The organism is Leptolyngbya boryana PCC 6306 (assembly GCF_000353285.1).
Taxonomy (GTDB): Bacteria; Cyanobacteriota; Cyanobacteriia; order Leptolyngbyales; family Leptolyngbyaceae; genus Leptolyngbya; species Leptolyngbya boryana.
In genome coordinates, this window is sequence record NZ_KB731325.1 from 500,314 (window position 1) to 515,446 (window position 15,133).

Annotated in this window: 11 protein-coding genes; 6 read left to right on the forward strand and 5 right to left on the reverse strand. The window is 44.4% G+C overall.

The window, feature by feature from the left end; all coding sequences use genetic code 11:
* Positions 1–139 precede the first annotated feature (139 nt).
* Positions 140–1,471 carry a cytochrome P450 gene (locus tag LEPBO_RS0133090; RefSeq protein WP_017291891.1) on the reverse strand — a complete coding sequence of 444 codons (1,332 nt, stop codon included), beginning with the start codon at positions 1,469–1,471 and terminating at the stop codon, positions 140–142.
* 42 nt (positions 1,472–1,513) lie between these two features.
* On the opposite strand from LEPBO_RS0133090, the gene LEPBO_RS0133095 reads away from it, so the two are divergent.
* The 3 genes from LEPBO_RS0133095 (at position 1,514) to LEPBO_RS0133105 (ending at position 8,378) form a co-directional block, all read left to right on the forward strand.
* Entirely contained in the window at positions 1,514–4,093 is a 2,580-nt protein-coding gene (locus LEPBO_RS0133095) for a two-partner secretion domain-containing protein (protein ID WP_081614830.1), read from the forward strand.
* Positions 4,094–4,173: 80 nt separating this feature from the next.
* The gene (locus LEPBO_RS39210; RefSeq protein WP_017291893.1) at positions 4,174–5,847 is read left to right on the forward strand and encodes a ShlB/FhaC/HecB family hemolysin secretion/activation protein; all 1,674 of its coding nucleotides are present in this window, start codon (positions 4,174–4,176) and stop codon (positions 5,845–5,847) included.
* Positions 5,848–5,873: 26 nt separating this feature from the next.
* Entirely contained in the window at positions 5,874–8,378 is a 2,505-nt protein-coding gene (locus tag LEPBO_RS0133105; RefSeq protein WP_017291894.1) for a CHAT domain-containing protein, read from the forward strand.
* Here the strand turns inward: LEPBO_RS0133105 and LEPBO_RS0133110 are convergent.
* The 3 genes from LEPBO_RS0133110 to LEPBO_RS0133120 all read right to left on the reverse strand — a co-directional run bounded on the left by LEPBO_RS0133110 (position 8,339) and on the right by LEPBO_RS0133120 (position 12,259).
* The gene (locus LEPBO_RS0133110; RefSeq protein ID WP_017291895.1) at positions 8,339–8,998 is read right to left on the reverse strand and encodes a hypothetical protein; all 660 of its coding nucleotides are present in this window, start codon (positions 8,996–8,998) and stop codon (positions 8,339–8,341) included. The two genes, LEPBO_RS0133105 and LEPBO_RS0133110, sit on opposite strands and share 40 nt — an antisense overlap.
* 149 nt (positions 8,999–9,147) lie before the next feature.
* Positions 9,148–10,833: a protein kinase domain-containing protein gene (locus tag LEPBO_RS0133115; RefSeq protein WP_017291896.1), complete on the reverse strand. Its 1,686-nt coding sequence runs from the start codon at positions 10,831–10,833 to the stop codon at positions 9,148–9,150.
* Between the two features lie 43 nt (positions 10,834–10,876).
* Positions 10,877–12,259 carry an NB-ARC domain-containing protein gene (locus LEPBO_RS0133120; RefSeq protein ID WP_026149106.1) on the reverse strand — a complete coding sequence of 461 codons (1,383 nt, stop codon included), beginning with the start codon at positions 12,257–12,259 and terminating at the stop codon, positions 10,877–10,879.
* Between the two features lie 366 nt (positions 12,260–12,625).
* On the opposite strand from LEPBO_RS0133120, the gene LEPBO_RS0133125 reads away from it, so the two are divergent.
* The gene (locus LEPBO_RS0133125; RefSeq protein ID WP_017291898.1) at positions 12,626–13,987 is read left to right on the forward strand and encodes a hypothetical protein; all 1,362 of its coding nucleotides are present in this window, start codon (positions 12,626–12,628) and stop codon (positions 13,985–13,987) included.
* 22 nt (positions 13,988–14,009) lie between these two features.
* Here LEPBO_RS0133125 and LEPBO_RS43155 read toward each other — a convergent pair whose 3' ends face one another.
* Entirely contained in the window at positions 14,010–14,150 is a 141-nt protein-coding gene (locus LEPBO_RS43155; protein WP_017291899.1) for a hypothetical protein, read from the reverse strand.
* Positions 14,151–14,450: 300 nt separating this feature from the next.
* Between LEPBO_RS43155 and LEPBO_RS44685 the strand changes: the two genes are divergently transcribed.
* A complete protein-coding gene (locus LEPBO_RS44685; protein ID WP_263970854.1) occupies positions 14,451–14,576 on the forward strand; it encodes a hypothetical protein in 126 nt (41 codons plus the stop codon).
* Between the two features lie 28 nt (positions 14,577–14,604).
* Positions 14,605–15,133, forward strand: a 529-nt coding sequence (locus LEPBO_RS39215) for an IS1 family transposase (RefSeq protein WP_017291900.1), incomplete at its 3' end; no start/stop codon positions are given.

Genomic DNA, 15,133 nt, shown 5'->3' on the forward strand with positions numbered 1-15,133 from the left:
AAGGTAGATTTGCCCGATTTGTCAAAGTAATCCTAGTAGAGAAACAAAGTCACCTGACTTTAATCGGGATTCTAGCGAAAGTAATGTACTTCTGCAATCAAATTTTTTCATCTATGTTCTGTCACACAGATTCAATAAGTTAACGGGGCAGAACCTTAAGTTTCAGATCGACTGGGGGAGCCATTGTAATGCCGTATCGAATAGGAAGGACAGGTTTTGAATCAAATGCCTGAAGTCGAATCTGCTTCAACGTGGTTGCCACGATCAACTTGATCTCAAATTTGGTAAATTCTCCACCCACACATCGTCTTGATCCTCCACCAAAAGGTAAGTACTCATAAGCCGAAAACTGTTGAGACAGAAAGCGTTCTGGGCGGAATGTATCGGGATCTGGATAGACTGTTGTACGATGATGAGCAAGATAGATCGAGGGAGAAATCACTGTCCCAATTGGTAATTCATAGCCATCGATCGAGAAAGGCTGCAATACCTGACGCGCAAAACACCCGATCGCCACTGGATAGATTCTCAAAGCTTCATGACAAACCGCGCTCAAATAAGGCAATCGAGCAATTTCCATTGGATCATCAATTCCTTCTAGTTCCTGCCTTAGCTTTTCTTGCACCGTTAAATCATGATGTATCCAGTACAACGCCCAAGCGATCGCAGAAGTCGTCGTTTCATATCCTGCTAAAACGAGCATCAGTAGCTCATCTCGAATCTCATCATCACTCAGCGGCTGATCAAATTCATCTCGGACTTGTAGTAACATTGCTAACACACTTGGATGTGCTTCTAGCAAAGTCGAGGTTCTTTGACGATCGATCTGCTGTTGAATTAATTGATTGATCTGCTGCTTTTGTTGAAGAAATCGTCCCCAAGGACTCCAACTTCCTAGATCAACGCGAAGTGCTGGAAATAACATTCCAACAGCACTCAGTGGCGATTCTACATCCTGAAAGAAACTATACAGAAGATGATATAGCTCTCGAAGTAACGGAGTTCTTAGTCCGCCAAACAATACCTGTAAAATCACACGCAGAGCGATTTCTTTCAAAGGTTGTCGAAGCGGTAGCACTGTTTGATACTGAGGTTGATCGAATACATACTTTGTTGTTGAGCAGATGTCTCGCCCCCACTGATTCAGTGCTTCACCATGAAATGATGGCACAATCAAACGACGATGACGCTGATGTTCACGCCCTTCAAGGAATACCAAAGCATTTTGTCCCAGAATGAGATCGAAAATTCCGCCGCGTTGATGAGAGGACAAAACTTCCGGAGATGCTGAAAAGATTGATTGCAATCCCGTTGGACTACTTACACAAATTGCAGTAAATTTTGTGTAAGGCAACCGAAACACGTCACCATAGCGATCGTGAGCTTCTCGAAGCAACGATAGAGGATTGAGGATGCCTTGAAGCTGCCAAAACAGGGTAGGCACTTCGGGTCCGATCGGTAAATCAGGCATCAACCATCTCCTTATTCCTGAACAAATAATCTTTCAACAATTATGCTGCGGAATCTTAGTTCTGCCTTCATTCTAAGCCTTGGAATGGGGCTAGTCTCAGCAAATGCTGGAATCAGCCAAGTGACTCCGGACAAAACTCTTCCAACCCCATCTGAAGTGACTCCAGGTTGTACAAACTGTATTATCAATGGGGGAATTCAGCGAGGTGGCAATCTATTTCACAGTTTTCAAGAATTTTCAATTCCAACAGGTGGACAAGTCCTGTTTAATAATGGGCTAGATGTTCAGAATATTTTCTCTCGTGTTACTGGCAGTCAGCCTTCAATCATTGATGGCATTCTGCGAGCAAATGGAATCGCCAATCTGTTTTTGATCAATCCCAATGGGATTCAGTTTGGGGTAAATGCTCAGTTGAATATCGGAGGCTCCTTTCTTGCAACGACAGCAGACGCAGTACAGTTTGACAATCGTACTCAATTCAATGCCAAATCTCCGACACCTCTCTTTTCAAACCGCGCTCCTGTTGGATTAACCTTTACGAACCCTGCTCTAATTCAAGTCGATGGAGTAGGACATCAGCAGCTTGTCACTTCCTTACAAGGTGGCTTCGCGAGTCGTCTTGCCTTTACTGGGCAAGGACAAGCAACATCTGGTCTGAGAGTTCAACCTAATCAAACTCTTGCGCTAATTGGTGGAGATGTCGTGCTAAATGGCGGTCTACTGACTGCACCTGCGGGGCAAGTTGAAATTGGAAGTGTGAAAACTGGAATTGTTGGACTGAGTAACACTGCATCTGGATTCAGGTTTGACTATACTCAAAGCTCTCAACTTGGAAGTATTTCTTTGTTGAAACAATCCGCGATCGACACCACAGGAGATCGATTTAGCAATATTCGACTTCGGGGAAGCACAATCAATCTCAACGATGCTTCGTTGCTCGTCATTGAAAATACCGGAATCGGGACTGTTGGCGACATTGAGCTACAAGCTGACCAGCAAATCAATGTCATTGGACTAACTTCCTTCAATCGTCAAGATCAGCTGCCTCTCGTCCAGAAGATTTCGAGATCGATTACCAGCCTCACAACCTCTGGCACTGGCGCAAATATTTTACTGAGCAGTCCTAATATCCGCTTAACTGACTCTGCTTATATTTCTGCGCTTACATTAGGAAATGGCAATGCTGGTAATATCCAAGTTCAAGCGAATCGCCTTGATATTCAGGGAATTGCGGAGACCGAAGCGGCAGCGATCGCAAGTAGCATGACAACTTCAACTTACGGAATTGGACGGGGCGGAAGCATTGATATCAATGCGAATCAGGTTGAAGTCTCCAGAAGTGGATTGATTTACACAACGACCTATAACCTGGGTCAAGCAGGTAATATTTCTATCAACTCCCAAAGCTTATCGCTAGATGGTGGCGACCTACGGATTGCTGTTGTCGCGAATACGTTTCCATCGGCTGCATTAACATTTCTCCCCACAAGTTTAGGCTCGAATTCAGTGAGTTCAGCGAATAGCGGCAATATTTTTGTTCAAACTCAACAGCTTAGAGTAACGAATGGCGCTCAATTTGGAACAGTATCCTTAGTTTCTGGTCAAGCAGGAACGGTAACCATTAATGCTTCGGAATCTGTGACTGTAGAAGGAACGGCTCGCCCTACTCAGTTCGATTTAGATCCGCGACTAACACCTGAAGTGCGACAGGGGCTGCTTCGATTTCAAATTGATCCCTCTAGTGTTAAGGTCGATCGTCCTGTTTCCAGCATTATTGGCTCAGGCGGCGGACTAAGAAATCTATTTACTGAGCAAGTTACAAATTTCTCTCTGACTTCAATGAGTCGGGCTGGAAGTGTAACGATTGATAGTCCCAAAATTCAGGTCAAGGATGCCCGAATCACGGTTCAAAATGCAGGAATCGGGGATGCTGGTGAACTGACGCTGAATGCGAATCAAATTCAACTCAATCGAGGAGGCGCAATCACAGCTTCTACCTTCAGTGGTAACGGCGGAAACGTTGTAGTAAATGCAGATCAGCTATGGATAAGGGATAGAAGTGAGATTACGACGAATGCAGGGGCAGGCGGAAACGGAGGCAGTATTGGATTAACTTCGGGTGTCTTGGCTGTATTAAACAATAGTCGCATTAGCGCCAACGCGGAGCGCGGACGAGGTGGCAATGTTCAAATCACGGCTCAAGGCGTGTTTAATGACCGCAGTAGCTTAATTAGCGCAACCTCCGATCGTGGACCTGAATTCGATGGAACGGTTCAAATTAATGCACTTGAATCCCAACTTCAGCGATCGAGCTTAAGAGTTTTACCCACACCCGAAGGTTCTAAAATTGCGACAATTTGCCCCTCACAAGCCGATCCTCGTGCTAGTACGCTGATCGATAACGGAACAGGCGGAATTCAAAGCAATCCAACTGATTCACTCAGTAGCCGTCAAGGATGGCTGCCAAAAGCTCCAGCTTCTACAACCCGATCGCAGCCAATCTTTCGATCAAATCCTTCAACTGAAATTCAAGATTGGGTACTCAACCCCGATCAAAAAACAGTGAGGCTCATCGTTGCAGGACGGGGCACTCCATACGCAACAAGCACTTCGCCTTGCTAACTTGCATATTCTGAATTACGAACTTAAGCTAGAGATGGCGCATCACCACTTCAAGATCACCTCTACTTGTTGAGAGTACTGTGTTGCTAACTGCGTTACAAGCTCAAGCCCTTCCACTACAACCAATTCCTAGCTTAAATCTACCTCCAGCGACTCCAGCGACTCCACCACCGCTTTTGCCCCGTGTCAGTCCTCCTGAGATTATCAATTCTCCTAGTTCTCAGCCGGAGTCGCAAACTTCTTCCCCCCGGACAATTCGAGTCAAAGAGTTTAGGTTTCAGGGAAATACGGTTTTCACGCAACAACAACTGAGCGAAGTTGTTGCTAGTTTTATTGGGCGTGACATCAGCATTGCTGAACTACTTCAAACGAGTGCAGCAATCCGAAAATTCTATACGGATCGTGGCTATCTTGTTGCAGGTGCATTCATTCCAGAGGTAGGAAATGAGGCACTTGATCCGCAGGCTGCTATCGTCACGATTCGAGTTGTCGAAGGTACGGTTGAGCAAATCAAAGTGACTGGCGACGATCGTTTTGCCGAATATGTTCAATCTCGCCTCGAACGAGCAACTCGTCCAATTTTGCAGGAGCAGCGTTTAATTGAAGTGCTTCGACTTCTACAGGCTGACCCGCGCATCCAAACCATTTCAGCCGTTCTCAATCCCGGCACTGAACCGAATACAAGGATTTTAGAGGTTCAAATCGCAACGAATTCAACGTTTAGCGGCTCTGTGGAACTGAATAATCAACGATCGCAACTTGTTGGAAGATTAGAAAGACGAATTGATCTAAAACAAGTCAACTTACTAGGATTGGGTGATGATCTCAGTCTCTTCTACGCCAACACTAATGGCAGCAATACGATAGGCACAACCTACACGATTCCTGTCAATGTTCAAAACGGAACTGTGCAGCTAAGTGCAACGTGGCTAAATAGCCGAATTATTGAGGAACCCTTTGATGAAGCAGATATCCGCTCAAGTTCAACATTTTACGATCTAACCTTCCGTCAGCCAATTGTTCAACGAGCGACAGAAGAATCAATCCAAGAACTTGCGCTTGGCATTACAGCTTCTCATAGTGAAAGCCGTTCCTCAATCTTAGGTGTTCCCTTTCCATTGTCTCCAGGTGCAGATGATCAGGGACGAACTCGGATCTCAGCGATTCGGCTTTTCCAAGAGTGGACACAACGTAGCGATTCTTCTGTTTTCGCTGCGCGATCGCACTTCAGTTTCGGAATCAATGCCTTGAACTCAACGATCAATCGCGATGCTCCAGATAGCCGATTTCTGAGTTGGCGAGGGCAGTTTTTGTGGTTACAACGGGTTAATTCTCAGCTTGATATTTTCTTGCGATCGCAGTTGCAATTTAGCGCTAGCTTCGCTCCAGGTGGTGACCATGCTTTAGTTCCCACAGAGCAATTTAGTTTAGGTGGCTCATCTACTGTGCGGGGTTATGCGCAGAACGCGGCTCTAAATGATAACGGAATTTTCGGATCAGCTGAATTTAGAATCGGATTACTTCGCAACGATTCGACAAGCCTGCTCCTGATTCCTTTTGTTGATATGGGTAGAGCATGGAACAGGAATGGAAATGATTCCAACACGCTTGCATCTCTAGGATTGGGGTTGCAGTGGACTCAGAACGATCTACAAGTTCGAGCAAACTACGCCTTTCCATTGACGACCCTGGAGAATCAAAGCCCCCAAGCGAATCAATTTGACTTCTCAGTTCAATACAATTTCTCTTTTTAACGCTGCTTATTTAGGAGTTCTTCACCGTGAGTCGGATTCATCGTATTCTGATTTCTCTTTTCATGGGGCTATGCTTAGTTGTTGGGCTTTCATGGTTGCCTCAGATCGGTAATTTTGCCCGCGCTCAAGTCAATCAACCGATTGATCCGTCTGTGCTGACAAATGAAGGCTTTGCTCACTTCAATGCTGGAGATGCTGCTACAGCCCTGAAGACTTGGAAGAGAGCCGCTGAACTATATCATCAGCAAGGTTCTCAAGATGGGCAACTTGGAAACTTAGTGAATCAAAGTTTGGCAATGCGATCGCTCGGTCAATTCCCACAAGCCTGTCAAGTCCTCGCAAGAGATGTGCTGAAATTGTCTGATTCGCTTTGCTTCAAACAGCTTTATCGCTCCAATACCTCAGCACAAGAATTTACTACCGTAATTACGCAACTTCAGTTCACTCCAATCAGTCAGTTAGCCCTCTATCATCTGAGTGAAATGCTCCGGCTCATTGGTGACTTTCCCAATGCAAAGGTCGCGCTTGAAACCTTACTCAAACAAACTTCAAAGCAACCATCGATTCAAGAAATCTATCTCAGCTTTGGGAATCTTGAATGTGCTTCTTTTCTTCAACTTCGCGCTAAATTAGCTCGCTCTGCTGCCTTTGATGAATTTGGCACTATTTTGATTCAACTTTGCAATCAAGTAGAAAAAGCGCTTCAGTACTATCAATTGGCTGCTCGTACTGATGTAACTCGCGAGATTGCACAACTGAACGAATTAAGCTTTCTTGCCAATTTAACAAAATGGCTTCAAACCCAACAGAGCCATGACTTACCAGAATTGCAGAAACTTGCTCAAACAGTTACAGAACGGCGTAAGGTACTTTTGCCGATCGTATTACAATCTGACTTTACAGAGCTTTCAGAAATTGATCGAATCTATGCCCGACTAAATTTAGTCAATAGCTTGCTTGAATTTTCAGAGGAAAAAACTGCACAATCATTTGCGAACGCTATATGGAGCGAAGCGACCGCAGCCCTTCAGGCATCTCAATACCTACAAAATCAACGTGCAATCTCTTTTAGTCTGGGTGCTTTGGGACGGATATCAGCTAAATCTAAGAACTTTAGTACAGCACAAACTCAACTGATAGAAGCAATGGCGATCGCACAATCAATCTCAGCCTGGGATGTAGCGTATCAATGGCAGAAAGAGTTGGCTCTCATTGCCAAGCAGCAAGACAATATTCAATCTGCGCTGAAATACTATGGTGCTGCGATCGACAGCCTAGATCAAGTACGGGGAAATTTACTGTCGATTACTCCAGATCTGCAATTTTCCTTTCAGGATCAGGTAGAACCAATTTATCGTGATTTCATGGCGTTGTTGGTCAGCCAACCCAATCCAAACTTGCGGCGTGTCATTCAAACCTATGAGCGCTTGAAGTTAGCGGAACTTGAGAATTTCTTACAGTGTGGCAAACTTGAACTTATGCCTCTTTCTCAAAAATCTCCAACATCAAAATCAACGTTGTTCTATATTCTCGATCTCGATCAAACCGTTGGTGTGATTGTTCAAACCGAAAATCAGATGAAGTACTATACTGCAAATGCGGAAACTGTTAGAAACAGCGTAGATGGGCTTATCTTCAATCTGCAAAATGCGGTGCAAGATACTGAACTCAAACTGCCAAGTGAATCAGTTCTCAGAAGCTACAGTGAGCCTCTATATCGGCAATTGATCGCACCTGCTGAGCAAGCAAAATTGGTCGATGAGAAGTCTTCGTTAGTTTTTATCATGGACACTGCTTTTCAGGGAATTCCGCTCGGATTACTGCATGATGGAACAGATTATCTAATTGCCCATTATCCAATGTCTTTGTCGATCGGCTCTCATCTTCGAGCCACACCGCATAGAGACAATAAGTTAACTGCCTTGGTTGCAGCACTCAGCCAACCTAGCCCTAGCTTTCAAGATCCGCGAGTGCGATCGCTAAAACTTCCTCTCTCTAATGTCGAATCCGAAGTACAAGCAATCCAAGCTATTTTGCCAGTAACAAAGCTATTAAACGAGCGGTTTACTCTAGCAAAGTTTCAGTCCGATCTCAGCAAGTCGTCCTATAACATCGTTCACATTGCAACTCACGGACAGTTTAGCTCATCCCCTGATGAAACATTTCTGATCGGATGGGATCAGTTAATTACTGCACCGCAGTTTAGTAGTTTACTCAAATCAAGGTTTCAGCCGAACGCAGGTCTTGATCTTCTGGTTCTCAGTGCTTGTCAAACTGCGCAGGGGGATAAACGCTCTCCTTTAGGATTGGCTGGAATTGCAGCCCAATCAGGTGCAAAAACAACGCTGGCAAGCCTATGGCTAATCGATGATACCGCAACCGCTATATTCATTCGGCATTTCTATGAAAATCTGAAATCAGGACAAACCGCCGAAATCGCACTTCAGCAAGCTCAGATGAAACTCCGTCAAACTTCAGCCTACTCAAATCCTTATTTTTGGTCAGCTTTTGTACTAATTGGAGCAGCCTGATTAGGAGAAAGCACGTTCAAGGTCTGCTCCCCGCTCAGAATCATCTGGTTCCCTCGATATGCACTGATAATGACGCGATAGGCGCTTCCAGGTTTAAGCGATGGCTGATTTGTTGGATAGCTGAGTTGGGTCCGCGTTGTTGCCTTGCTCCATGCCACATTTCCAAGTATCCGAACTTGATAACTCGTCGCGCTAGGAATTTCTTGCCAGCTAAATTCAGGACGAAGATTAGTAATATTGCTGTCAGGTTCTGTGATTTTTAATCGAGCCGTAATGCTCCCACGCGGACGAACACAGAATGTTAGATTGTTTCCACACGCTTGAGGTTTGTCTTCTTGAGAAATGCCACATCCAGTCGGCGCAATTTGCCCATTCCATAGCTCTACAACTTTCCCTGTTGCAAAGCAGAGCACGAGAAGCGATCGTGCCTCTCGCAGTTCGATTTTGTCTCCAACACAAAGCACATCCCCAGGCTTGAAGCGTTGATCACTCTTTGTGAGAACGTAAGCGATCGGAACACATTGCCGAGGCGCAGAATATGCAGCAGAGAGGAAACTAGCGCTCGCGTTACTGACCAAGCACCCTATCAGCAGAATCTTTAGATTGACAAAACGAATCACGATATTCTTTCATTCAACGACTTCAACCTGAGTAGTGGCAGATGCTTTCGAGAACCGTACCGCAATACGAACACGATTAAATCTATAGTAATCAATACTCTCGATTCTGAGGCGTAGAAAGGAATAAAGATTACTATTACTGCACGAAGTTAGAAGCCTCGTTTTGCAAGCTGAATTCGCCACTCTTTAACTTCCGGAAGTGGGGATTTCGTGGCTGAAAACAGGCATGTCTTGACTTCAGCATCCGACTCAAGCTTTCTAGCTTGTTTCACGAATGCCAGTAAACAATAAGTATCAATTCGTGAACCATCCAGCGATAAAGCACGCTCTAGTGCCGTCTGTGCTTCTTCAAAACGATTTAATCTAAATAATGCCCATCCTAGATTTTTGTGCAGAGATGATAAAGTCTGCTCTGCTTGGGTCAGTTGAATGACAGATTGCACGAGCGAAACTGCTTCTATATATTGCTGCTGTCGATTCTTTAATCTTGCGAGGTTATTGATTGCCTGAGCTTTGGTTTCTGGTGAACCGTTTGCGGCTTTCATGTATTGGGCTGATGCTAAATCGTAGCGTTCTTGTCGATCGTAAATTGATCCCAAATTGTAGTAAGCCTCCCAGTAGTCCGGTGAAAGCGCGATCGCACGAGTGTAATGTGCGATCGCACACTCATCATCTCCCAAGTAATAGCAAGACAACGCCAAATTATTATGGGCAATGGCTGAACGATCGTTCCATTTCAGCGCGATTTCAAAATCAGTCCGAGCAGATTGATACTGTTCTGTTCGGAGGTTTTCGGCTCCTTTTCGGAGATAGTCATTCGATATCCAGAGGCTGACTCCCCAACCAATTCCAAACACCAGCGAAGCAGAAATACTGGCGATCGACACTTTAAACCACCAAGAATTAATCCTCCGACTCACTCGAATCTGTTGAGGTAACTTCTCAGTGAGGTAAGTATAGATTTCAGTTGTAGATTGCGGTCGCTGGTAAGGTGACGCTGACATCATTGCATCTAACCAATCAGCAAAAGGTTTTGAAACTTGAGGGGCATGATGTCGCCAACGCAATTGATTCGTTTGTGAATCGATCAGATCGATAGGATTTCTTCCAGTAAGCAAACTCACCCAACTTCGCCCCAAAGCATAGAAATCGGAAGTCATCGTTGCTTGTCCATTCACTTGCTCTGGAGGTGAATAACCTGGCGAAGTGATGATCGTCGGATGATTAGATGAGATCGCATCTGTCTGCCCAAGTTCTCGCACTCCACCAAAATCGATCAAAGCTAGCTCACCATTAGGTTGTAGGATCAGGTTTGAAAGCTTAAGATCACGATGAATTAGATTGTGAGAATGTAAATAAGTCAAAACGCCTGGAAGGTCTTGTAAATTTTCAGGCGCGCATAACTGCCGCATCCATTTTAGTGCAATCGATTCAGAAGTTCTTCCGTTTTGGGCAACCCACTGCTCTAGTGTTTCACCCTTTATCTTCTCTAGTACTAAGCAATGCAGCGATCGCCCAGCAGGTGTATTGACAACAAAGTAATCATTGATATCCACTTTAGGGATATTTGGATGATCTAGCCAAGAAAGAACAGCGTATTCTCGTTCAAAAAGCTCTAGCTGTTTTGCGTCTGTTGTTTCAAGAACTTTTAGAATTTTTTGTTCATCTTGATCAAGTACATTGACCTTGAACACCTCGGTTTGAGGTGTTTGGGTAATCCGTTGAATAACTTGATATTTTGATTCGAGAATTAATAATGTTCCACAAGCTGGACAGTAATCTCTGATCGCTCCAGACTGTTGGCGCTCCGGACAAGCAGGGTTGATACAGTACACACAAAATAAGGCAATAAAATCGCACTATGTGATACTAGCTGATTTAGGGTGAATGCGCCAAGATAATCTTTCTGACAACTGGAGCTAAATTAAAAACAAACTCAGTTTCACTATCAGATTCAATCTCTCGTCGCTCCACTAAACAAAGTTCGACAAGACGAGTTAGAGACTTAATCAGGGTTGATCGTGATTTCACAACACCATATAGTTCAGAGAGTTGAACAGGCGCATTTTGAGTCGCGAGATCAAGCAACACAATGCGATCGCTCTCGCTCAATTGGTGAATTTGCTCCAAATACAATCTAGATGCCTCATCTGGGACAATGATCGTGCCGCATCGTAGGAAGTGACGGACTTTGCCTCCAAAACAAGTCTGAATATACCGACTAATTTGCATTAATAGTCCAGGATTACCCTGATACATTTCAATCAATGCATTCCAGCTTGACTGATCTTTCAGTTGGTGACTGGCTAAAATCTTTTCAGCCGCTTCAGATGCAAGCCCTGAGAGCATCATTTCCTGTGCAGAGCGCTTAGAATGGCTGAGTCGAACAATCTGGTTAAATCGTTGCCGACTGAGCAATAATAAACAACTCTGGTGATGTTGCTCGGCAATGTAGCGGATGAATTGATTGTAATCTTGCAAATCACCGTAAGTATTGAGGGCTGAGATTGCGGTCGTTTGAATAATAGATTCAGCGCTATCTAGCACAATTAAGCATCGCTGTTGCTGAAGTAGCGTCATCAGGAAATTAAGTTTTTCAGCAAATGATGTGAATAGTTTTGATGGAGTTTGGTGAAATGCACGAATGAGATCATCTACAAGTAACTCTGGAGTTGGTGCGTGGATAAGCGATCGCCAAATCACCGCATCAAACTGATTTTGTCCAAACGACTGCACCCAATGGGACGCGAGCGATGTTTTTCCGACTCCAATCGCTCCAACTAGCGATACACACTGGTAATTTGAAAGTAAATCTGATAACTCTGCAAGTTCGGTATTGCGTCCATAAATCTGTGCGAGAGTGTCTGCGTGCTGAACTGCGATCGTATCTGATGATTCAAGCTTAAGCTGCACTCTAATCTGATTCGCATCAGTATCTCCAGATAAGTTAAATTGTTCGGCAAGATAATTGATAAACCTTTCAAAGCTGGATTTATTAATAGGTTGACTAAAGACATTCTGAAAAGCGTTGGATAAGTCTTGCCACAGTCGAGGGCCAACTTGTCCGCGCAAATAGTTTTTACTATATCCACGAGCTTGAGCAATCTCCTCATATCCCAGACTAAAATCATGTAATAGTGCATTAGTCAGAGCAAATTCAGCATCTTCAAAGTTCCTGTCTAGCACGACTTCTAGCGCATTGATCAGGAACTGAATTTCTTGGTCTGTATATCGTTCTATACTGACTTGCTGACGCATCATTACGATCGCTTGCCTCTAGCTCATCACAATAAACCTGCTTACTCTTGAGCAAATCATAGACTTTTGCTGAAGCAGAAGAACCTAGCGATAAGAAAAACTCTATTTAGAGCAATTTATAAAAAAGTCCAACCCGTCGGATTTTTTTATAAATTGTTTGATAAAAAGTCGTTCTAGCCTTCATTCTAGCGGCGATACTGAACAAAGCGTAGATTTTTTCAAATTTATAGAGTCAAATTTCTTCAACTTGATATGATTACTAAAAAGTCACCTGACTTCTTAGATAGTGCTGCTCAATCTGTTACTTCCCGGACTTGCAATTAAGTCATTCGGCTGCTGATCAAACTTCAAGCAGTCAAACATAGAACTATGTCAGATGGAATCACGACAATCCTAAAGCCTCCTACACCTGAGACTCCAGAAACACCTGAACAGGATAAACTTGCTGAAATTGCTGTCAGAATTCGCCATCGTGTTGGGCGAATGCTAATCGATATTTACGAGATAGGCAAAGAATTGATTGCGGCTCGTGAGTTTTTTAACGGACGTGGGAAAACGAAAGACTGTATTGAGTGGGCAGTGAATGAGACAGGACTGAAACGCACAACGCTGTATGCAGCAATGGCAACTGCAAAAGCTTTTCAACCATTTGAATCTACGAACTCAAAGATTTTCTTTGAATCGATCGATGTCCGTATCCTCAATCAAATCTCCTCTACGAATGCGCCAAAATCTGCTCGCGAAGAATTTGTCATGCGGATTCTGAATGGAGAAGAACTCACCCAAGAAGCGGTTGGTGAAATTATCTCCAAGCATCGAAGAGCGATCGCAGTTGAAGCGGATGAAAAGTTCATGGCTCAGCGGAATTTGATAGAGCCGTGGGGTGAGTTAAAACGGCTAGAAGATCCAGAGGAAGAACATCCATTTTTCTTAGTTGATCGGGACGGTGTAGCGCACTGGTTTCGGAACTATAGTGATATCAATAAACAATACACCGAATGGAAAGCTCATCGGCTTGAATCGCAATTTGAACAAGTGGTCGAGTTACTCCAGCCACATTGGTCAGTGAAGCTTGCGCCAGCCCGAAAACGGCCAGAGCGAGTTGTGGTTGATAGTCAAATTCCTGGAGTGAATAAGCAATTTACGATCGCGTCTCCAGCTTCCTTAATGCGGTGGTGGGATCAAGAAGGAAGAGCAAAAACCGAGCGACTGGTTGCAAATAATCCTCGAACGATCGCAGCAACTTCCACAGAGTTACTGACTCAATTAAATCTCGAAAAAGCAACTTGCCGAGATTGTAGATGGCACGACTCTCAACATGAAGGTAATCAATATGGAGCCTGGTGCGGATTTTATAGAGATACACTGAGTTTCGATCGCATTCATGAAATGCCTCTGCGTTGTAATCAGTATCGGCACGAAAGCAATACTGATCCCCTTCCACTTGTCCGTACAGAACTTCCAGGTGAAACTTTAATTCTTCCCATTCCACAGCGACCTCCTACGAAAGTTGCTGTTATCCCACCCAATCTACTATCAGATTCACAGACTCAAAGTTCTGCTTTTGGCGAAGAGCAAGATTCGGTAGCGATGCCTATTCAGCTTGATCTGGACTATTGGCTTCAGCAGATCGAAGCGCTGCCAGATGAAACGCTGCAAGTTTTGGAGGAGCAACTTGAACAGATTACTGCCGCGATCGCTCGTCGTAAGCAGACCTCTCGATGTCAATAACGAATCAATCAGTCACCCTAGTTCATTCGTAATGGTTATGCACTCGATTAGTAACCTGATCACAGACCGGGCAGTGAACCGTCTGCTGAATCGGATCGATAAACACCTGAACTTTCCGATGTTCTAAGTTCAGCTTATAACTCTGTAATTGTAATTGATTCATGGTGCTCAAGTAGTAATGGTACTTGCCTCTAGAAATCTCAACCCCCTTTGATTAACTACTGCCTAAGATAGATGACAGTAAGTGCCCAATTAGTATGAATAGCGGGACTACTTCTTTATTTCAGCGAAATATTTAATACCATTTCGCTTCAAAGGCTAATTTAGTGCCTAAGTTTGGTGGTGAGCACTCATTGTTTAAGAGATAGCGTTGAGTTGCCATAATGCTAAATATCGATTTAGCCTTGTATAAGTAAACGGTTGCTTATGCTTGAGTTGCCGATTGATTGGCAATAAGATTTATATGCAGAACGAGGAACAGTTCGATCGCTTCCAATCTCCTGCCCACTCCTATTCACCGTCTGACAAGCGGAACCCGCTTGCTCAAGCTAAGCGATCCAAGCGAGTTTTTAGTGGAGCAACTCGGTAGTGCCCTGAAGGAAAGGATGAGAATTAAAATGAAAAAGATGCTCAGACTACCCAAAATCATGGAAGCACTTCATCCTTGCCCAAGCTGTGGGTCAGAAGCGGTCAGCCGCAATGGTCATACTCGACATGGCAAGCAGAACTATAAATGTCGAGACTGTGGACGGCAGTTTGTGCTTGACCCGCAATGGCAGGCATTGAGTGAAGAGCAACAAGGATTGATTGAGCGAATGCTGCTAGAGCGAATCTCATTAGCTGGAATTGCTCGAGTACTCCAACGTTCAGAAGACTGCATTCAACGCTACGTGAACCGCAAAGCCAATCAAGTCAAGCAACAGGTGGAGGTGAGTGCCAAGCCAAAAAAGCGCCTGAGCGTTCAGATGGATGAGTTGTGGTCATTTGTCGATGACAAAGGCAATCCACAATGGGTCTGGATCGCCTTAGATGCAACTACTCGTGAGATTGTCGGCTTGTACATTGGAGACCGCAGTGGTGCATCCGCAAGTGCGCTGTGGCAGTCGTTGCCTCCAATCTATCGCCAATGTGCGGTGATCTACACCG